This is a genomic window from Thermosynechococcus sp. M98_K2018_005, from assembly GCF_015295825.1.
In the GTDB taxonomy this organism is placed as follows: Bacteria; Cyanobacteriota; Cyanobacteriia; order Thermosynechococcales; family Thermosynechococcaceae; genus Thermosynechococcus.
The window spans coordinates 16,308-35,735 of record NZ_DVEH01000100.1 but is presented as its reverse complement, the minus strand read 5'-3'; the positions used below and the strand labels follow the sequence as shown (position 1 = coordinate 35,735).

Genomic DNA, 19,428 nt, shown 5'->3' with positions numbered 1-19,428 from the left:
GTTGCGTAGCATCCTTTGGGAATCCCCTCTCTTTCAAGAAGGGGAGAAGTCAAAATCGCCTATGGGGAATTCTTCCGCAGTGCCCAACTGGTGACCGTGCCGCCAGGGAGAATGGGCAAATTCACGGTGGCAATTTCCAACAGATGCCCCTTGCGGTTGCGAAACTGAAAGGCGCAGATATCCACCCCCACCAGTTGACAGCCCATCAGTTCGCCGTAGCCTTGGCTGAGCAGATAGGCCACAATCGGCGTCGTCGTTGTCGGATTCACCATTGCTGGATTGACCACAGGTTGCCAACCGCGCTCAATGAGACGTTGGCGGGCATCGGCATAGCTCATGCCTTGGCGTAAACGGGGTAGCCGCTGGGCAAGGGCACTCGGCGCAAAACCAACCCCTGCTGCCAGTAAACCAAGGGCAACCATGCGTTTCAGCACTACCATAGCAATTGCTTGTTAAATGCCAATCACTGTACGCTGCCACGGTCAGGTTCATGCAGGTTCTAGACGTGAGACTCAAGCCCCCACGGCTTCTTTAGCAGCATAGAGCACTTCTACGGTGATCTCGCTAATCCCCTGTTCACGAGCAAATTTTTCAGTATTGCGCTTCACCTTGCCACGCACAAAGCCGGGAATCTTGTTCAATTCCGCTAGTCCATCCGCTGTCCATGTCAAATCCGAGTCGGCGGAAAGTCCCTTGTGAATCACTTCCTTAGTGTCATGGCCACCAAAAATCTCCAGCAGGTGATCTTCCATGCCCAAGGTGAAGGAGTTGTAGATTAAATCAACCAGTTGATTGGTGCCCTCATAGCCCAAGAAAGGCCGATAGCCCACGGGAAAGTCTTGGATATGGATGGGGGCGGCAATGACGCCACAGGGGATGTTGAGGCGTTTGCCCACATGGCGTTCCATTTGCGTGCCAAAGATAGCAGCAGGTTCAACGCGGGCGATCGCGTCCCCCACCACCGTGTGGTCATCGGTAATCAAGACCTCGTCACAAAAGCCCGCCACCTCTGCACGGAACCAATCGGCATCGTATTTACAGTACGTCCCTGCCCAAACAACGTGGATGCCCATTTCCCGACTGAGAATTTTCGTCATTGCCGCTGCATGGGTATTGTCCCCAAAGACCACTGCTTTTTTACCGGTGAGGTTTTGGCAGTCAATGGAGCGGGAGAACCAAGCAGCTTGGGACACCTCCCGTGTTTGCTGCTCAATAAAGGCTTCGTAGTCCACAGTGGCCCCTTGGGCATTGAGCACCCCTTGAATGGCACGGATACAGCGGGCGGTTTCCACCACACCCATCGGCGTAATCCTCACACTTGGCTGACCAAATTCCGTTTCTAGATACTGGGCGGTGAGGCCACCAATTTCCCGATAGGGGACAAGGTTAAACCATGCTTGGGGCAGTCGGGCAAGGTCGTGGACGCTGGCCGCTGCAGGAATCACGAGATTCACCTGAATCCCAAGGTCAGCCATGAGTTGCTTGAGTTCGCGGCAGTCGTGCTGATTGTGGAAGCCGAGGGTGGTGATGCCAATAATGTTGACGCTAGGGGTGGGGGTTTTGCTGGTGACTAAGGTGCCTTGGCGGCGGGCTTTGTCAATATAAAACTGAACGATTTGCTCAAGGGTGCGATCGGCGGCTTGCAATTCATTGACGCGATAGTGATTGACATCCGCTAAGAGGACATCAGCAGTAGTGCTGAGGCTCGCGCGTTGGACAAAGTTTTGTAAGTCTTCCTGAAGAATGCTAGAGGTGCAGGTGGGGGTGAGGACAATTAAATCGGGGTGCTCTTCAGTGTCTTTGCGGATGATATTGTCCACCACTTTTTCTTGGGAGCCGCGCGCCAACACATGGCGATCGACAATACTGGCGGTGACAGGGGTAAAGTTGCGCTCTCGCTCCAGCATCGATCGCATGACGTTGAAGTAATCATCCCCAAGGGGTGCGTGCATAATGCCATGAACATTTTTGAAGGAACTGGCAATGCGCAGAGTACCAATGTGGGCAGGCCCTGCATACATCCAGTAGGCAAGTTTCATCGCGTCAACTCCTTGGGCAAAGGCATTCGATGTCCGATCGCGATCGTAGCGAGGCCGTTTTCCAAGGCTGACAAAACGTTGCAAAACTTCAGGGAAGTGGTGAAGCAGCTTAATATAGCAACATCTTTCCCCTCTCCCCTAAAATTGATAAAGACTGCAATCCCAATTCAGTTTGCCCCTTTTAAGGACACCCCCGCATGGTTGCTTGCGAATTTAGCCCCGGTCTTGACGGTATTCCCGTTGCTCAGTCGGCCATTAGCTATGTGGATGGCCAAGCAGGCGTTCTTGAGTATCGCGGTGTCCCGATTGAGGAACTAGCGGAGAAAAGTACGTTTTTGGAAACTGCCTTCCTGTTGATTTGGGGCTACTGGCCGAGCAAGGAGGAGTTGGCGGCCTTTGAGCACGATATTACCTACCATCGCCGCGTGAAATATCGCATTCGCGACATGATGAAATGCTTTCCCGAGAGTGGCCACCCCATGGATGCTCTGCAGGCCTCGGCGGGAGCCTTGGGATTGTTCTATTCACGGCGGGCACTCGACGATCCGGAGTACATTCGGGCAGCAGTGATCCGCCTCTTGGCCAAAATTCCAACAATGGTGGCGGCCTTTCAACTGATCCGCAAGGGAAATGACCCCGTCATGCCCTGTGATGAACTGGACTATGCCGCCAATTTTCTCTATATGCTCAATGAGCGGCGTCCCGATCCCTTTGCGGCGCGGGTATTTGATATTTGCTTGATTCTCCATGCCGAGCACACGATGAATGCCTCTACCTTCTCGGCGCGGGTGACAGCCTCGACGTTGACAGACCCTTACGCCGTGGTTGCTTCAGCGGTGGGGACGCTGGCAGGGCCGCTCCACGGGGGCGCCAATGAAGATGTGATCAATATGCTCGAAGAAATCGGCAGCGTTGAGAATGTCCGTCCCTATGTAGAAAAGTGCGTCCAGAATAAGATCAAAATTGCCGGTTTTGGCCACCGCGTGTATAAGGTCAAGGATCCTCGTGCCACGATTTTGCAGAAGTTGGCGGAACAGTTGTTTGATAAATTTGGGGGCGATCGCTACTACGACATTGCCCTGAAACTGGAAGAGGTGGTGGGCGAATACCTCAGTTATAAGGGGATTTATCCCAATGTGGACTTTTACTCGGGTCTTGTCTATCGGCGGTTGGGCATTCCCAGTGACTTGTTTACCCCTGTGTTTGCGATCGCCCGCGTGGCCGGTTGGCTAGCCCACTGGAAAGAACAACTGGAGGCCAATCGCATCTATCGCCCCACCCAAGTCTATACGGGTGCCCACAATCAACCCTATGTGCCCATGGAGGAGCGCAATCCTCGCCCTTAGCTCTTGATCCTCAATTTATAGTGGCGGTATTCCTGCGGAGTTTCTGATGGCAAAGGCAAAATCAAGCAAACGGCAAGCATCAAAAACATCAAAAACGGCGAAATCCACCCAATCAACCTCAACGCAGCAGGCAGCAACCATTGCGCCTGAACCCACCCCTGTGGATCCCGCCAGTCTCACCTACGAGGCGGTGATTGGTCTAGAGATTCACTGCCAACTGAGTACACAAACCAAAATTTTCTCGTCTAGCTCGACCCAGTTTGGGGCACCCCCGAATACCAACATTGATCCAGTATGTTTAGGGTTGCCGGGGACACTACCTGTCTTGAATGAAAAGGTGCTCGAGTATGCTGTAAAGGCGGGTTTAGCCCTCAATTGTCAGATTGCCCCCTATAGCAAGTTCGATCGCAAGCAGTATTTTTATCCCGACTTGCCGAAAAACTATCAAATCTCGCAGTACGACCTGCCCATTGCCCAGCATGGTTACCTGGAGATTGAACTAGTGGATGAGAACGGCACCGCCCGCCGTAAAAAAATTGGCATTACTCGCCTGCACATGGAGGAAGATGCGGGCAAACTGGTTCACGCGGGGAGCGATCGCCTGTCTGGCTCCACCTACTCCCTAGTGGACTTGAATCGGGCAGGGGTGCCCCTTGTGGAAATTGTCTCTGAGCCAGATCTGCGCACCGGTCAAGAGGCAGCAGAATATGCCCAAGAACTGCGGCGCATTCTCCGTTACTTGGGGGTTTGCGATGGCAATATGCAGGAGGGGTCGTTGCGCTGCGATGTCAATATCTCCGTGCGCCCCGTGGGCAGCAACACCTTTGGCACCAAGGTCGAGATTAAGAACATGAACTCCTTTAGTGCCATCCAACGCGCCATTGACTATGAAATTGAGCGGCAAGTGGCTGCCGTCAAAGCGGGCGAAGCCATCGTTCAAGAAACCCGTCTCTGGGATGAGGCTACGCAGCAAACGCGAACCATGCGCGTCAAGGAAGGCTCCAGTGACTACCGCTACTTTCCTGAACCCGATCTCGGGCCCATTGAAGTCAGTGCTGAGCAACTGGCGGCATGGCGTGCAGATCTACCTGAACTGCCAGCGCAAAAGCGGCACCGCTATGAGACTGAATGGGGCTTGCCACCACAGGATGCCCGTGTCCTCACCGATGAACGAGGCGTTGCCGAATACTTTGAAGCCACCGTTGCCGCCGGGGCACCCCCGAAATTGGCGGCTAATTGGATCATGGGGGATATTACCGCCTATCTGAAGGAACAAAAACTGGCGATTGAGGCCCTGCCCCTGAAACCTACCGAATTGGCGGAATTGATCCAACTCATTGAGGCGGCCACGATTAGTAGCAAAATGGCCAAGGATCTGCTGCCGGAATTGCTGACTCAAGGCGGCTCCCCCAAAGCCCTCGTGGAGAAAAAAGGCCTCAGTCAAATCTCCGATGTCGCTACCCTAGAGGCGATGATTGATGAGGTGCTGGCGGCACACCCCAATGAACTGGAGCAATACCGCGCTGGGAAAACAAAACTGCAGGGCTTCTTTGTTGGCCAAATGATGAAAAAAACGTGCGGACGCGCTGATCCCAAGCTGACGAATCAACTCTTGGCCAAAAAGCTAAACGCCAGCAGTTAGAGCGGCCTGAAGTGTTGGTAACAGGTGGGCAATCAGTTGTTCAGGATAGACCCCTAAGGCAGTGGCCTCTCGTTCTGCCTGAAGGCCTGCTTGGGCGTGCCACCAAACCCCACCATAGGTTGCGCTGAGGGCTTCCTGTTGTGCCAAAAGGCCGCCAATGAGGCCAGTGAGAACATCGCCACTACCGCCTCGGGCAAGGGCAGGGGTACTGTGGGGGTTGATCCAGAGGTCACCCCTCGGAGAGGCAATGGCTGTCCGTGCGCCCTTGAGAAGAACAATGGCATTACTGCGGCTCGCGGCTGCGGTTACTTGATCAAGGCGATCGCCTGTAACAAGGTCTGGAAACAGACGCCGAAACTCGCCATAGTGGGGGGTTAAGATGACGGAACTCAGCAGTGGCCACGGCGAGAGGGTAGCTAGGATATTCAGGGCATCGGCATCCAGGACCAGCGATCGCCCAGCCTTCAAAACGGTTTCTACAACGGGCACTGCCTCAGGGGTCAACCCCGGCCCACAGGCAATGGCGGAAAATTTCCCTAACTCTAGGCGCTCGGGTAAACCAGCGATCGCCCCCCTCGCTGTTTCTGGACAACCAACAACAATGGCATCGGGGACTCGTGAGAGCACGAGAGACTTCAGGGACCGGGGCACCGCCACCACCAGCATTCCCACACCCGTACAGCGTGCGGCGAGGGCACTGAGGAGAATACTGCCGCCAAACTGCTCAGAGCCGCCAATGAGTAAAAGCTGTCCCTGCTGATACTTGTGGGTAATGGGCGATCGCGACAGAGGCAATTCTTGCCAACAGGAAGCATCTAAGCAATATCGCCGAGGCACCGTGGCCAATGCCGCTTCAATCACCGCCGAAGGAATATCAAAGGGGATTAACACCCCCTGCCCCACCCAAGGTTGTGCCTCTTCCACCAGTAGCCCCCGCTTCCACAATCCTAAACAGAGGGTGCGATCGGCCTGAATTGCCGTACCCAAAACTGCCCCCGTATCACTGTGTAGCCCCGAGGGGACATCAATGCTCACCCGTGGTTGCCGCCAAGTGTTGATCTGATCAATGGCATGGGCAAGTTCACCCGTCAGTTCCCGCTCTAGGCCAAAGCCAAAAAGACCATCCACGATCAGGTCAACCTCTTGCAAGCTGTCCACCGTCTCGACAAAGGGCAGACCGAGAAAGCGAGCATAGCGGGCATGATCCGCCGTCAGGGGCTTCAAACGTTCAAAGGGCTGCCAGACTTTCACCTCATAGCCCCGGTGCCATAGTTCCCGCGCCACCACCAGAGCATCGCCGCCATTGTGCCCCGGACCGGCCAAAACCCCCACACGGCGATACTGGGGAAACTGACGCTGAAGAAAGTCGCTGAGGCGTTGTCCCACCTTTTCCATCAGGGCAGGCACCGGGAAGCCAGCATTGAACATCGCCCCCTCAATCGCTTGCATTTCAGCAGTGGTGACAATGGCTGGAAAGGTTGTTTTCATGGCTGTCCGATCCAACGCTGACCCAGGGGAACCGCTTGGCGCGCGCCTGTGACTTGGGGCAAATTCCCCGGCAAGCCCAACTCATGCCAGTAGGCGAGAATCGCGAAGGCGATCGCCTCTTTGGCATCCACCGGTATGCCAGCCGTCACAGTGGTTTCCACGGGAATTTCTCCTAAATGCACCTGAAGGCGCTCCCGAAGAAAACGATTGTGGGCACCGCCGCCACAGAGGAAAACCCGCTGTGGTTTTTGGGGCAAAAATTGGCGATAGCTCTCCACCATACTGCGAGCCGTAAATTCCGTTAGCGTGGCCAGAAGATCCGCAGGCGCCAAACCAGCAGCCTCAGTGCGGCATCGCTGCCAAAAGGGCAGACCAAAGTGTTCTCGCCCCGTGGACTTTGGCGGCGGCTGCTGAAAGAAGGGGTCTTGCAGCCAATGCTCCACCAGTGGATCGATAATTTTGCCCTGCCGTGCCCATGCCCCATCGGCATCGTAGGTGAATTCACCCCCCGATAACTCCGTTACGGCCAGATCAAGCAAGACATTGCCGGGACCTGTATCCCAACCCCTGACCCCTTTGCCCTCAGGATCCTCTCGCTGAGGCGGTAAGTAGGTGACATTGCCGATGCCACCGATGTTTTGCACACAGCGGACTTCCGTGGGATGACTGAGAAGACACCAATCCATCCGAGGCACGAGGGGCGCTCCTTGACCCCCCAAGGCAATATCCTGAGCACGAAAGTTAGCAATGGTGGTAATCCCCGTGCGCCAAGCAATCCAATCCCCCCGTCCCAGTTGTAGGCTGTAGCCGAGGCGATCGCTTGTGGGGGGGCGATGAAAGACCGTTTGACCGTGGGAGCCAATCAGATCTGCGCGGGGGTATCCCTGTTGAACCGTTTGTGCTGCAAGGGCAAAGGCCTCAGCGATCGCCTCATCCAACTCCGCCAACGCTGCAAGGGTCAAGGGTTTGGCGCCACAAACGTCGAGAATCTGCTGCCGTAGGGGTGCGGGATAGGGCACCGTACAAAAATTAAGCACCTGTACCTGAAGGTCGCGATCGCTCCCCGCCAACGCGACTAAAGCCGCATCAATCCCATCCACCGAGGTGCCGCTCATCAGGCCAATGACACGCATAGTCTGCGCCTACAACAGTTGATATTTTGTTTCCGCCAAGCGGTAGAGGGGGCGCCAAACCAAGCGGTTAGTCAAAACCACCAATAGTGACATTACTGCCGTGGCTGCCATCAGTAGGGGAAAATCCCCGCGAACACTAGCCTCAGAAATGGTGGCTCCCAAGCCAAGGGTCTGCTCCGTTTGATTCTGAAATTCCACATATTCACTGACGATGCTGGAGTTCCAAGCGCCGCCCACCGCCGTAATGATCCCCGTAATCAAATAAGGAAAAATGCCCGGCAGAATCAGGGTGCGCCACCGCTGCCACCAAGAGAGTTGATAGACCACCGCTGCTTCAAATAATTCCGTGGGAATCGCTTGGGCACCGGCAATGACGTTAAAGAGGATGTACCACATTGTGCCCAGCATCATCAGCGCCACAGAACCAATCTCCAAGCCCCCACCCACATTGGTCAGCGCCAACAACAGGACAGGAAAGAGCGCCGTGGCCGGTACCGATGCCGCAATTTGGACAATGGGTTGCAACACCTGAGCGGCACCGGGATTGCGACCGATCGCCACCCCCACTGGAACTGTCCAGACTAAAGACAGAATCAGAGCCACCATTACCCGCACCGTTGTCAGAACGGCGCCTAGACCAATTTGCCGCCAATCTTGCCAACTGACACCAAACATTTGCCGCAAAAAGGCGATCGCCCCCCAACCCACGAAGACGGCAAAAATTAGCAAAATGATAGAGGTGATTAGCCAGTTGCCTTGGCCATTCTGGGGCGCGAAGGATTGACGTGGCTGCTTGGGGCGTAACTGCTCATCGAGTCGTTCCCAGACAGGGGCAAAGATATTTTGGTGGAAGGCTCGCAACGTGGGCGATCGTCGCAGGAAATCAAGAACAAAAGATTTAGGCACATTTTCCGCCTCCACCATCTCCACCTTGAATTTTTCACCCCAGGCAATGAGAGGGCGCCACACCACAATATCAACGATAATGATGATGCCAATCAGGACCGCCAGACCATACGCTAACGCCGCATAATTCTGTTGGTTAGCGGCCTCCGCCAGATAGGAGCCTAACCCTGGCAACGTAAAGGTTTTCTCGCCAATGGTAAAGGACTCGATCGCCATCAAGAAAAACCAGCCCCCCGCCACTGACATCACACTATTCCAGATCAGGCCAATAGCACCCGCCGGCAAATCCAGCGTCCACACCTGCTGCCACCACCCCAGCCGATAAATTTTTGCCACCTCCCGCAGTTCTCGAGGCACGCTAATCAAAGACTGATAAAAGCTAAACGTCATGTTCCAAGCCATCCCCGTGTAGATGAGGATAATGGCCGCCAATTCCACGCCAATACGGTTCCCCGGAAAGAGGGCAATGAGTGCCAGCACCACCCCCGGCAAAAACGACAGCACGGGAATCGATTGCAGAATATCCAGCAGGGGCAGCAGGATTTTTTCAGCAGTGCGGTTGTAGTAGGCAATGTAGGAGTAGAGGATGCTAAACACCAAGGAAATCATGTAGGCAATCAGCATCCGCAGCAGCGTTTGAGCGGTGTAACTTGGCAAGACCGCCGGACTCAGCTCAATGGTGATCGTGGGGTCGTACTGTCCTGTAAACTGAGCAGCCGTGTTGACAATCCAAAAGATCAGAGCAATCAAGGCCAAAATAATCAAGCCATCTTGCCAAGTCCAAGCACGATTCAGCGTTTGATTATCAGGGGTAAGGGGGCGTGCCATCGGGGCCTCCAGCGGTAGTCTCCACGAAGCAAATTATAGCCACATCCCTGTAGCCACAAAAGTTTATGTCCAATGCAAGCCAGAACACCACCGGTTTCCCTGACCTCTGTCTAAGATTTAGGAGAGCATTAAGTTATCCCCCTCTCCTATGGTTTTTCGTCGCACCAAAATTGTCGCCACTATTGGCCCTGCCAGTCGATCGCGGGAAGTGATTCAGCAGATGCTAGCCGCCGGCATGAATGTGGCACGGTTAAATTTCTCCCACGGTGACTATAAAGATCATGCCGAAACCATTGCCCTGCTGCGACAAGTAGCCAATGAAGAAGCAACACCCCTGACGCTCCTACAAGATTTGCAAGGTCCTAAGATTCGCGTCGGCCAGCTTCCTCAAGGGAGCATTGAATTAGTGGCAGGGGAGCAAGTCCACTTCGTGCCGCTCACTGAGGAAGAGACGCAAGGCATTGGCATTGATTATCCTTACCTTGCCGAAGAGGCGCAGCCGGGGATGCCGGTGCTCTTGGATGATGGCCTCTTGGAATTGGTGGTCGAGGCCATCGAGGGAGATCGGGTCACCTGTCGGGTGGTGCAGGGGGGCACGCTTCAAAGTCGTAAGGGGGTAAACTTGCCGGATCTGAATCTGCGGTTGCCTTCCCTCACAGATAAAGACAAGCAGGATATTCAATTTGGCATTGAGCAGGGGGTTGATATTATCTCCCTGAGTTTTGTGCGCCGAGCTGAGGATCTCTGGGAGTTGCGGGAGTACTTGGCGGCTCATGGTGCCAGTGATATGCCCGTACTGGCAAAAATTGAGAAACCTCAAGCGGTGGAAAATCTCTCAGCGATTTTGGGGGTGGCCGATGCGATTATGGTTGCCCGAGGCGATCTCGGTGTGGAAATGCGGGTAGAGAAGGTGCCGCTGCTGCAAAAGCAAATTATTCGCGAATGCAACTACCGCAGTATTCCCGTGATTACGGCGACCCAAATGCTGGAGAGTATGATTCACAATCCCTGGCCGACGCGGGCAGAGGCCAGTGATGTTGCCAACGCCATTCTTGATGGTACGGATGCGGTGATGTTGTCAGGCGAATCTGCTGTGGGGGCTTTTCCTGTGCAGGCGGTGAAGATGCTAGCGCGGATTGCAGCGGATGTGGAGCCGCACCTTGAGTTTGAGAATATGCCCGCCTACCGCAATGATGAGACCCATGCCCTAGGTGAAGCCTTAACCACCATTACTCAAATCCTCGATCTGCGGGCGATCGCCTGCTTTACGGAAACAGGCTATACCGCAACCATTGCCTCTGGGGAACGGGTGAAACCCATGATTGTCGCCTTTACTGATCGCCCCCGCGTTTATCACTGGATGAATTTGCTCTGGGGTGTGAAGCCGATTCTTTTGGAAACGCTCCCCATGACGTTTGAAGGGATGATTGCCGTGGCCGAAAACCAACTCAAGGAGCGCCAGATGGTCACTGAGGGCGATAAAATTTTGATTCTGGGTGGCATTCCTGCCCAAACTCCCCAAGGAACGAATTTTATTAAAATTCATACGATTAGCGCTTAAAGGGGAACAGAATTCCAGTTAGAGGCGGTCTGGGGAGAAACAAGGTTCATGAGTTTTTTGCTTAGCTGTGGTGAATACCGCTGTGAAACATCCGTTAACGCCTTTTTATACCCTCGGTCTTGCCACTCTTCTTGTCGGGGGATCTGTGGTGGTTGCTGAGCGACCCGCCGTGAGTCAAGAAGCCCAACGTACCCTGACGGTCACCGGTCGAGGAACAGAAGCCATTCCAGCAACCCTTGCCCAAGTCAACCTTGGGGTCGAGGTTCAAGGTCGCACAGCTCAAGAGGTACAGCAAGAGGTGGCGCGGCGAGCCAATGCCGTTTTGGCGGTTCTGCGGGCACGGGAAGTCAGTCAACTGCAAACCACGGGGCTGAGCCTCAGCCCAAATTATCAGTACACTAACAATCAACGGATACTGGTGGGCTATATCGGGCGCAACACTGTGAGTTTCCGCATTGCCAGCGATCGCGTGGGGCCACTTCTTGATGCTGCTGTCCAAGCTGGCGCAACCACGATTGACAATATTAGCTTTACAGCACCAGGGGCGACGATTGCCGCTGCCCAACGCACTGCCCTGCAGCGAGCAACCCAAGATGCCCAAAGTCAAGCCCAAGCGGTGCTCAGCGCCCTCAATCTCCAACCGCGCCAAGTGGTGAGCATTCAAATTAATCAAGCGGCACTCCCCCCAAGACCCCTTGCCGTTCGCGCAGCAACCATGGCCGATAACACGCCTGTGGTGTCCGGGGAATTACAGGTAGAGGCGAATGTAACGCTGCAAATTAGCTACTAGGTCTCGGTGATGGCGATTGATTTCCGTGGGTGGTTGGCGAGCTGTGCGGCGCTTGTTGTCATTTCCCCAGTGCTGGCTCAGGCGCCGGCAACGATTGAAAAACCGCAAAAAGTGTTCCCTTTACCGGGTGCCCTTGATCAGGTGCCTGTGTTTAATAGCAATAGCCCAGAGGTGGTGCAGCGATCAGGGATTCTCCTGTCCACATTTCCGCCAGAGGGCAAAGCAACCCCCAATGCCCACTTGAACTTTGCCTTTCGCAATCGCTTTGATATTTTTGCCCACCATATTGCCAAGCCCCTCGACCCGCAGGATCTCAGGACCCTCTACCTAGGGATTCTCGCCTACAACCCCAGTTCTCAACCGGTAACGGTGAATTTGATCCATGCCGCCAGTTACTTGAGTCAGCCGGATGCGCCCTTTCGTCCCCTGCCCCATCAGCAGGCCAATGATCTCGGCCAAGTTTTTGCTGGTCCGGGCGATCGCGTCATGCTAGATATTTTGCGACAACGGCGGCAATCGGGCTGGCCCGCACAAGTTGTGATTCCCCCGCACAGTTATGCCCTGATCGCCAATTTACCGATTCCAGTCAAGGGACTCGACCCACCCCTCAATGGCCGTTCGCTGCTGATTCGTGCCCGCAGTAGTGGCAACATCTACCTTGCCAGTTTAGCCCGCTTTGGCAATGAACCGCCGACCCCAGAGCAATGGCAGCAGACACTGACGGCAGAGGAATTGGTCACCCCCCGCGATCGCGCCCCCACACCCCCCGATCAAGGGGGCAGCATTATCTATGGCCGAGTGGCGGGTGTCGCCCTTGGCTCCCGCTGGCACAATCCCCAACAACAACCAATTCCGATTCCCGCCGCTGGTACCGCCTTCTCCTATCCCATAAGTTCGTTAGTGGCGGGGCGCTTGGGCACAGGACAAGTGCAGACGGCTCCCCTCATGGTGCGCTATCCCGATACAGCCTATGCTGCCCATGGTAACTATGCCGTTGAATATGATCTAGTGCTACCCCTACAAAACACCAGCGATCGCCCCCAAACCGTGCGCCTTGCCCTCCAAACCCCCATCAAGTTCGACGCCCCTGCCAGTGGCTTACGGTTCTTTGCTGAGCCACCCAACCGCATCTTTTTCCGAGGCAGTGTCCGATTGCGCTTCCGCGATGATCAAGGCACCCCCCAAAGTCGGATCATTCACCTTGTCCAACGCCAAGGCCAGCAGGGGGACGATCTCGTGCGGCTCACGCTACAACCCCAAGAAATCCGCTGGGTACAGTTCACCATGCTCTATCCGCCGGATGCGACACCCCCCCAAGTGTTGACAATTGAAACCTTGGCAGATCCTCTGTCGCGCCCCTAAGTAAAATAAAAAAATCCCCTCACCCTTGCTGATTGGGTTAGATCAGCCGCATTTTTTATGAAGGGCTACCATGCTAAATCCAGACCTTTCTACAATTGAACTAACGAAAGACGACTATGAACGCTATTCCCGCCATCTGATTTTGCCGGAGGTGGGTGTTGAGGGTCAAAAACGCCTCAAAGCTGCCAGCGTGCTTTGCATTGGCACCGGTGGATTGGGATCACCTCTGCTGCTCTATCTCGCCGCTGCGGGTATTGGCCGCCTTGGCATTGTAGATTTTGATGTGGTGGATAGCTCTAATTTGCAACGGCAGGTGATCCACGGCACCTCTTGGGTGGGCAAGCCGAAAATTCAATCTGCGAAGCACCGCATCCTTGAGATCAATCCCTACTGCCAAGTCGATCTCTACGAAACTCGCTTGAGCGCCGCCAATGCCCTTGAGGTGATGGCGGACTACGACATTGTGGTGGATGGCACCGATAACTTCCCCACCCGCTACTTGGTGAACGATGCCTGTGTGCTGCTGAATAAGCCCAATGTCTATGGCTCCATCTTTCGCTTTGAGGGCCAAGCCACGGTCTTTAACTATGAAGGCGGCCCCAACTATCGTGATCTCTATCCCGAACCGCCGCCACCGGGTCTAGTGCCCTCCTGTGCGGAAGGGGGCGTTCTTGGGATTCTGCCGGGCATTATTGGCGTCATCCAAGCCACGGAGACGATTAAAATTATTCTGGGCAAAGGCACAACCCTCAGTGGCCGCCTCTTGCTCTTCAACGCCCTAGAGATGAAATTCCGTGAACTCAAGCTGCGCCCAAACCCCGAACGGCCAGTCATTGATAGGCTCATTGACTATGAAGAATTCTGTGGTATTCGCCAAGCCAAAGCACAGGAGGCCGCACAAATGGCAGAAATTCCCGAAATGACCGTGCAGGAACTCAAAGCCCTCATGGACAGTGGCGCCCAAGATTACGTCCTGGTGGATGTGCGCAACCCCAACGAGTACGAAATTGCCAAGATTCCCGGCGCTGTACTCGTTCCCCTATCGGACATTGAAAATGGCCCTGGTGTGGAGAAAATCCGCAATCTGGTGAATGGCCATCGCCTCTTGGTGCACTGCAAGATGGGGGGGCGCTCTGCCAAAGCCTTAGGCATCCTGAAACAGGCTGGCATTGAGGGGATCAACATCAAAGGCGGCATCAACGCCTGGAGTCAGGAAGTCGATCCCAGCGTGCCCACCTACTAACCCCAACTCGAGGGCGGGGTGGCGTAAGGGGATGTTGCGATACATGAACTTTCTTGAAGAGATGAACGCTCTCTCTCGCGCGATCGCCCGCCCTTGCCTAGAATAACCACTTAGGTCTGTGCCTGTGCGCGGACATGACGGAATGCTAGGGAAATAAAAATCATGGCAGAAGAACTGGTTAAGCCATACAATGGCGATCCCTTTGTGGGGCACTTGTCAACGCCCATTTCTGACTCTGGCCTAGTGAAGACCTTTATTGGTAACCTCCCCGCCTATCGTCAAGGCCTCTCCCCCATTCTGCGGGGTCTTGAAATTGGCATGGCTCACGGCTACTTCCTCATTGGTCCTTGGGTCAAGCTCGGTCCCCTGCGGGACTCCGATGTGGCCAACTTGGGCGGTTTGATTTCTGGTATCGCCCTGATTTTGATTGCCACGGCCTGCTTAGCAGCCTATGGTCTAGTCAGTTTTCAAAAGGGTGGCAGCAGCGATCCCCTGAAAACCGGTGAAGGTTGGAGTCAGTTTACGGCTGGCTTCTTTGTGGGTGCCATGGGGGCTGCCTTTGTGGCCTTCTTCCTCCTCGAAAACTTTTCTGTTGTCGATGGCATCATGACGGGCTTGTTTAACTAAAGCCTTGGTCACCCTATAACTTTTAATCATCCAGAAGGAGAACCGCTGACTATGATGGGATCTTATGCTGCATCCTTTTTGCCTTGGATTTTTATTCCCGTGGTGTGCTGGCTGATGCCCACAGTGGTGATGGGGCTGCTGTTCCTTTACATCGAAGGAGAAGCCTAAGCCGAGGGGTAGCTTATCCAGCTAAATACAGCTAAATACACAGTGAATTAAGAACTGGTTGGGGAACGTCCTAGCCAGTTTTTTTGTTGCTGGCTAGTTTTGGGGTTGCCTGAGGGGTTCTCAAGCCGCCGCGCCACTCAGTCGTTTTTTTAGAGAATTCACCCGCCGTTGGGCGATCGCGTTGTTGGGGTCGTATTTCAGCGTATGCTGATAGGCCTCAAGGGCTGGCTGGGGTAAATTTTTCTTTTCATAGGCGTGACCGAGGTTGTTGGCCGCCGTCACATACGCCGGTTGATGTTTCAGGGCTTCTTTGTACTGGCGAATCGCCAAGTCATACTGCTCCTGCATGAAGTAGGCATAGCCAAGGGCGTTGTAGATGGGAGCAAGGTAGGTTTCGCCTTCGTTTTCAGCCGCCTTCAGAGCCTTTTGAAACAGGGGAATCGCTTGACTGGCGAGCTTCTTGGTGAGGTAGATGCTGCCTAGCTCAAAGTATTCCTGAGTCGTGCCCGGTTCCTGCTTGAGTTTCCGTTGGAGGCGTACCAAGCTAGACTCAATGCGACGGGTTTTAAGGATTTGTTTGACCACAAACCAAGCTGAGACGCCGAGTAGGATAATTAACACACTCAGATAAACCGCAGGTAAGGCATTCTCCATGGTGAGTCGTATCCCCAGTAACAACCGATCATTCTAAAATTTAGGCTCTATGCACTTATTCCTTAGGTCTATGATAAACAGAGGCGACCCGCTTAACCCCAGAAATCTCGCAATTTAAGCCACCGACTATGAATCCACTTGTGGTCCGCGGCAATCCTCCCCTTACTCCCAGCGAAAGAACGGGTTGGCCTAGGTTCGGACGTATTGCAGGGCACTTTACCCCTATGGGTCGAACAGAAACTGCTCGCTCAACCACTGGCCAGCCTAGGGAGCACTCGTCACGGCAGCTTCTTCCTCTTTGGGGGGCGTTGCAGCCACACTTGGACTGGGGGCAGGGTTGGGGGAGGGTGGCTGAGTTTCTCCTAGGGAAGTGGCATGGAGTGCCAAGAACTGTTGCTCAAGCTCCTCACTCGAAGCCAGTAGACGGCTGAGGACTTTAATGAGGCGCCGCAAATCAGACTGGAAGGATTCATCGCCCGTGAGTTTGAGCAAGTCATTCGTAAGTTTTTGGGCATTGATAAATGTTGCCCGTGCTGCATCTAGGGTTTGGGCGATCGACAGCATAATGATAGGACTGCTCAGTGTTCCAGAGACTTTATTGAGATTGGCCGCTGCTTCGGCACCATTTTTAATGAGGGCATCCAAATTGGCCAGCAATTCCCCCTGCTCCAGTTGAGTTGTCAAGGGGCGGAGTGCTTTGAGTGTGGTTCTCAGATCTCGGGCAGCACTGTCAATGTTGCGCAAGGCGGAGTTAATTGTGTTGCGGTTGACCTCAACCAGTTCACTGATCTGGTTGGCCGCACGGGTCACTGCTTGCGAGGCCGTGCCAAAGTTCCGTAGTTCAGCACGGGCTTCATTACTGAGGGCGTTGAAGCTATCGAGGGCAGTGGTCACCTTCGTCAACGATTGGTCAGCACGGTTGACAGTGCGGATTGCGCCCAAAATAAGGGTATTGGCGTTGTTGATAATCCCCGATTCCTCAAGGGCAGTGGTAAAACGAGCGGCCGCTCGCACCAAATCCTCTAAGCTGGCAGTGCGTACCCCAGTCACGCGATCGCCATTGCAGTAAATCAAGTCTGGTTGGCACTTGGGAGCAAAGGCAGTGACGCCCTCGGGAATCTGCGGTACCCGCTCCTTGGGGGTAAAGTCCAAAAAGGCCTGACCAATAAAGCCCGACTGGCGAATCTCCGGTACAGCACTACGCGGAATTAATACATTGTTGATGCGCACACCCACTAGGACACCATTGGCATCAAAACCAATGGCCGTGACTCGTCCCACTTGGACGCCACGATAGCGCACCTGTGTCCCCACTGCTAAGCCGGGTGCGGTATCCAATTCCACCTCAAGGGTGTAGCTATTGGCACCGGCAAGGTTGCCCCGCAACCAGAGTAGGCTGACCCCCAATGTGGCTAAGCCCGCAAGGATCACCAGACCCACCAAACTTTCCTGCACACGCCGTGACTGCATCATAGGGATAGATCACCGCAAAAAATTTTTGGAATCTATAGCAACTATAGTTTACTCTGGATGCCTTGAATCGCCGCTTTTTGCCAGTGCTCTCCCCAAATTAGGGTGTGCATTTGCCAATTGGGATCGGGTTGGGGGTAGTCTTGGCGGTAGTGCCCCCCCCGGCTTTCCTCCCGAAAGAGGGCACTTTTGAGAATCAAGTAGGCAATGTCCAAAAGATTGCGTAGCTCACCCCATTCCCAAAGGATCGTTTGGGCGGCTGCATTGCTGAGGGTATAGCAGTGATTGGGCTCTAGTTGGCCAAAAGCGATCGCGATCGGATGAGCCAGCAATTCTTGGCGCCATTCCTTCACTTGGGAAAGAGCGGCCATCAGCGTGGGAGCATCGCGACAAATTCCAGCACTTTGCCACAGGAGTTCCCGCAGATCTTGGCGCCACTGCCGAAAGCTCACTGGCTCAATTTCAAGGGTTTGCTGACCAACAGGGGACACCACCAAGGGAAGGGGCTGAGGGTGCAGATGTGCGAGTTGAGCTGAAAAGACAAAGCATTCCAAAAGGGAGTTACTAGCAAGGCGATTGGCACCGTGGACACCAGTACTGGCAACTTCGCCAACGGCATAGAGGCCGGGAAGCGTGGTTTTGGCCTGTAAATCGGTGACGACTCCCCCCATCCAGTAATGGGCTGCCGGGGACACGGGAATGGGTTGCTGCTCAACGTCAATGCGCCACTGCCGACAGACAGCAATGATTTTCGGAAAACGGTAGTGCAGGCGATCGCGGGGAATCGGTCGTAAGTCCAGCCAGACATGGGGGGCATGGCTCTGCTGAAGGTGACGATAAATGGCACGACTAACAATATCCCGTGGTGCAAGCTCGCCAGCAGGATGGTAGTCTGCCACAAAGCGATGCCCTGTGTGGTCTATGAGATGCGCTCCTTCACCGCGCACTGCTTCACTGATGAGAAATCGCGGTGCTCCTTCAACGGCGAGAGCGGTGGGATGAAACTGGAAAAACTCGACATCCCGAATGTGTGCTCCTGCCCGCCATGCCATTGCCACACCATCGCCAGTGCTTAAGGAGGGATTCGTGGTTTGGGCAAAAACTTGACCGCCGCCCCCCGTGGCGAGAACGACGGCACCGGAGCGCAGCCATTGAAGCTGTCCCTGACGCAACAGACACACCCCACAGCATCGCCCCGACTCTAGCCATAGATCAAAGACAAAGCTATTGGGCAGAAGCGTGATATGGGGTGCAGCAGTGACCTGCTTGAGCAGTGTCGTAATCAGGGCTTGACCTGTGGTGTCAGCGGCATGAAGTACCCGAGGGCGACAATGGGCGGCTTCAAGGGTCAGAGCCGGGCGATCGCCCACGCGATCAAAGGCCACACCCATCGCCAACAGCCGCTCTACCTGTGCCGCTGCCTGCTCAACCAAAAACTGGACACTCACTGGATCGCAGAGGCCGGCCCCCGCCGTAAGGGTATCTTGGGCATGCAGTAAGGGCGAATCCGTCGGGTCAATGGCCGCAGCCATACCGCCTTGTGCCCAGCCACTGGCAGATTGCTGGAGATCAGTTTTGGTAATCAGGCCAATGCGATAGCTAGAAGGAAGGGCAAGGGCAGCACTGAGACCCGCAGCACCACTGCCAATGATTAAGACATCAAATCCAGAAGTTGCGGGAGTCAACGCTAACCCAAAATTGATCTAATAAGGGTAGTTATTTGTATAGCCCATTATTATAGCGATCGCCACCCTCAACGAGAGCCGTTTCCACCTCGGTCACTGTAAAGTGATCCAAGTTTTCCCGCAGAATTTGCTTTTGCCGCTCCGTCAGACCGGGAATGTTCAGGACATCTTCAACGGATTGGTAGGGAGCATTTTTAACGATTAATTTAGCTAGGGTTGGGTATAGACCCCGGTATTGAATAAAGGCGGCAATGTTGGTATTGTTGAGATCAATTTTTTCACCATAGGCAGTGCCGAGTTTCTCATCTACCACATTGACCAGTTCTTCCTCAGTGGATGCAGTTGCCGCCAAGGTTGGGGCACTCCAGTTGATCCAGCCCAACAGGCTAACGCCCACGAAGTAAGCCAGTGCTAGCCAGCGGCCCAAACGTTGCATAATTCCTTTACCTCCCAAATCTCACAGGTCATTACAAAAAACAGCGGTTC

General features: G+C 54.5%; 17 protein-coding genes. 8 read left to right on the top strand and 9 right to left on the bottom strand.

Annotation, left to right across the window (positions count from 1 at the left end):
• Positions 1-59 precede the first annotated feature (59 nt).
• Both IGQ15_RS11940 and bchB read right to left on the bottom strand, forming a co-directional pair.
• A complete protein-coding gene (locus IGQ15_RS11940) occupies positions 60-440 on the bottom strand; it encodes a hypothetical protein (RefSeq protein ID WP_297052157.1) in 381 nt (126 codons plus the stop codon).
• 72 nt (positions 441-512) lie between these two features.
• Positions 513-2,039 carry a ferredoxin:protochlorophyllide reductase (ATP-dependent) subunit B gene (bchB, locus tag IGQ15_RS11935; protein ID WP_297052163.1) on the bottom strand — a complete coding sequence of 509 codons (1,527 nt, stop codon included), beginning with the start codon at positions 2,037-2,039 and terminating at the stop codon, positions 513-515.
• A gap of 197 nt (positions 2,040-2,236) precedes the next feature.
• Here bchB and IGQ15_RS11930 point away from each other — a divergent pair, with 197 nt between their 5' ends.
• Together IGQ15_RS11930 and gatB are read left to right on the top strand one after the other, a co-directional pair.
• Positions 2,237-3,385, top strand: coding sequence for a citrate synthase (locus tag IGQ15_RS11930; protein WP_297052154.1), 1,149 nt, complete (start codon positions 2,237-2,239; stop codon positions 3,383-3,385).
• Positions 3,386-3,524: 139 nt separating this feature from the next.
• Complete coding sequence (gatB, locus tag IGQ15_RS11925) at positions 3,525-5,027, top strand: Asp-tRNA(Asn)/Glu-tRNA(Gln) amidotransferase subunit GatB (RefSeq protein WP_297052160.1); 1,503 nt, start codon at positions 3,525-3,527, stop codon at positions 5,025-5,027.
• Here the strand turns inward: gatB and IGQ15_RS11920 are convergent.
• The 3 genes from IGQ15_RS11920 to IGQ15_RS11910 are packed head-to-tail and all read right to left on the bottom strand — an operon-like array spanning position 5,010 to position 9,382.
• Positions 5,010-6,515, bottom strand: a complete 1,506-nt coding sequence (locus IGQ15_RS11920; protein WP_297052152.1) for an NAD(P)H-hydrate dehydratase — start codon at positions 6,513-6,515, stop codon at positions 5,010-5,012. The genes gatB and IGQ15_RS11920 overlap by 18 nt on opposite strands.
• A complete protein-coding gene (locus IGQ15_RS11915) occupies positions 6,512-7,648 on the bottom strand; it encodes an anhydro-N-acetylmuramic acid kinase (RefSeq protein WP_297052150.1) in 1,137 nt (378 codons plus the stop codon). The genes IGQ15_RS11920 and IGQ15_RS11915 overlap by 4 nt, the downstream gene beginning before the upstream one ends.
• Positions 7,649-7,657: 9 nt before the next feature.
• On the bottom strand, positions 7,658-9,382 hold the full coding sequence (locus IGQ15_RS11910) for an ABC transporter permease subunit (protein WP_297052147.1): 1,725 nt from the start codon (positions 9,380-9,382) through the stop codon (positions 7,658-7,660).
• Between the two features lie 148 nt (positions 9,383-9,530).
• Between IGQ15_RS11910 and pyk the strand changes: the two genes are divergently transcribed.
• The 6 genes from pyk to IGQ15_RS11880 all read left to right on the top strand — a co-directional run bounded on the left by pyk (position 9,531) and on the right by IGQ15_RS11880 (position 15,133).
• Positions 9,531-10,943, top strand: a complete 1,413-nt coding sequence (gene pyk, locus IGQ15_RS11905) for a pyruvate kinase (protein ID WP_297052144.1) — start codon at positions 9,531-9,533, stop codon at positions 10,941-10,943.
• Between the two features lie 82 nt (positions 10,944-11,025).
• The gene (locus IGQ15_RS11900) at positions 11,026-11,733 is read left to right on the top strand and encodes an SIMPL domain-containing protein (RefSeq protein WP_297052141.1); all 708 of its coding nucleotides are present in this window, start codon (positions 11,026-11,028) and stop codon (positions 11,731-11,733) included.
• A gap of 6 nt (positions 11,734-11,739) precedes the next feature.
• A complete protein-coding gene (locus IGQ15_RS11895) occupies positions 11,740-13,095 on the top strand; it encodes a DUF3370 domain-containing protein (RefSeq protein WP_363315863.1) in 1,356 nt (451 codons plus the stop codon).
• A 70-nt stretch (positions 13,096-13,165) separates the two neighbouring features.
• Positions 13,166-14,338: a molybdopterin-synthase adenylyltransferase MoeB gene (gene moeB, locus IGQ15_RS11890; protein ID WP_297052136.1), complete on the top strand. Its 1,173-nt coding sequence runs from the start codon at positions 13,166-13,168 to the stop codon at positions 14,336-14,338.
• Between the two features lie 162 nt (positions 14,339-14,500).
• On the top strand, positions 14,501-14,965 hold the full coding sequence (locus IGQ15_RS11885) for a photosystem I reaction center protein subunit XI (protein WP_297052134.1): 465 nt from the start codon (positions 14,501-14,503) through the stop codon (positions 14,963-14,965).
• Positions 14,966-15,016: 51 nt separating this feature from the next.
• A complete protein-coding gene (locus IGQ15_RS11880) occupies positions 15,017-15,133 on the top strand; it encodes a photosystem I reaction center subunit VIII (protein ID WP_011058237.1) in 117 nt (38 codons plus the stop codon).
• A gap of 120 nt (positions 15,134-15,253) precedes the next feature.
• Here IGQ15_RS11880 and IGQ15_RS11875 read toward each other — a convergent pair whose 3' ends face one another.
• From IGQ15_RS11875 to psbU, 4 genes are all read right to left on the bottom strand, one after another.
• Positions 15,254-15,787, bottom strand: coding sequence for a tetratricopeptide repeat protein (locus IGQ15_RS11875; RefSeq protein ID WP_297052132.1), 534 nt, complete (start codon positions 15,785-15,787; stop codon positions 15,254-15,256).
• Between the two features lie 264 nt (positions 15,788-16,051).
• A complete protein-coding gene (locus IGQ15_RS11870) occupies positions 16,052-17,260 on the bottom strand; it encodes an MlaD family protein (protein WP_297052130.1) in 1,209 nt (402 codons plus the stop codon).
• A 41-nt stretch (positions 17,261-17,301) separates the two neighbouring features.
• A complete protein-coding gene (gene nadB, locus IGQ15_RS11865; RefSeq protein WP_297052128.1) occupies positions 17,302-18,942 on the bottom strand; it encodes an L-aspartate oxidase in 1,641 nt (546 codons plus the stop codon).
• Between the two features lie 31 nt (positions 18,943-18,973).
• Positions 18,974-19,378 carry a photosystem II complex extrinsic protein PsbU gene (gene psbU, locus IGQ15_RS11860; protein WP_297052125.1) on the bottom strand — a complete coding sequence of 135 codons (405 nt, stop codon included), beginning with the start codon at positions 19,376-19,378 and terminating at the stop codon, positions 18,974-18,976.
• Between the last annotated feature and the right edge of the window lie 50 nt (positions 19,379-19,428).

Coding starts and splice junctions, on each gene's coding strand:
- IGQ15_RS11940 (WP_297052157.1), bottom strand. CDS start 440: ATGGTAGTGCTGAAACGCATGGTTGCCCTTGGTTTACTGGCAGCAGGG.
- bchB (WP_297052163.1), bottom strand. CDS start 2,039: ATGAAACTTGCCTACTGGATGTATGCAGGGCCTGCCCACATTGGTACT.
- IGQ15_RS11930 (WP_297052154.1), top strand. CDS start 2,237: ATGGTTGCTTGCGAATTTAGCCCCGGTCTTGACGGTATTCCCGTTGCT.
- IGQ15_RS11920 (WP_297052152.1), bottom strand. CDS start 6,515: ATGAAAACAACCTTTCCAGCCATTGTCACCACTGCTGAAATGCAAGCG.
- IGQ15_RS11915 (WP_297052150.1), bottom strand. CDS start 7,648: ATGCGTGTCATTGGCCTGATGAGCGGCACCTCGGTGGATGGGATTGAT.
- IGQ15_RS11910 (WP_297052147.1), bottom strand. CDS start 9,382: ATGGCACGCCCCCTTACCCCTGATAATCAAACGCTGAATCGTGCTTGG.
- pyk (WP_297052144.1), top strand. CDS start 9,531: ATGGTTTTTCGTCGCACCAAAATTGTCGCCACTATTGGCCCTGCCAGT.
- moeB (WP_297052136.1), top strand. CDS start 13,166: ATGCTAAATCCAGACCTTTCTACAATTGAACTAACGAAAGACGACTAT.
- IGQ15_RS11885 (WP_297052134.1), top strand. CDS start 14,501: ATGGCAGAAGAACTGGTTAAGCCATACAATGGCGATCCCTTTGTGGGG.
- IGQ15_RS11880 (WP_011058237.1), top strand. CDS start 15,017: ATGATGGGATCTTATGCTGCATCCTTTTTGCCTTGGATTTTTATTCCC.
- IGQ15_RS11875 (WP_297052132.1), bottom strand. CDS start 15,787: ATGGAGAATGCCTTACCTGCGGTTTATCTGAGTGTGTTAATTATCCTA.
- IGQ15_RS11870 (WP_297052130.1), bottom strand. CDS start 17,260: ATGATGCAGTCACGGCGTGTGCAGGAAAGTTTGGTGGGTCTGGTGATC.
- psbU (WP_297052125.1), bottom strand. CDS start 19,378: ATGCAACGTTTGGGCCGCTGGCTAGCACTGGCTTACTTCGTGGGCGTT.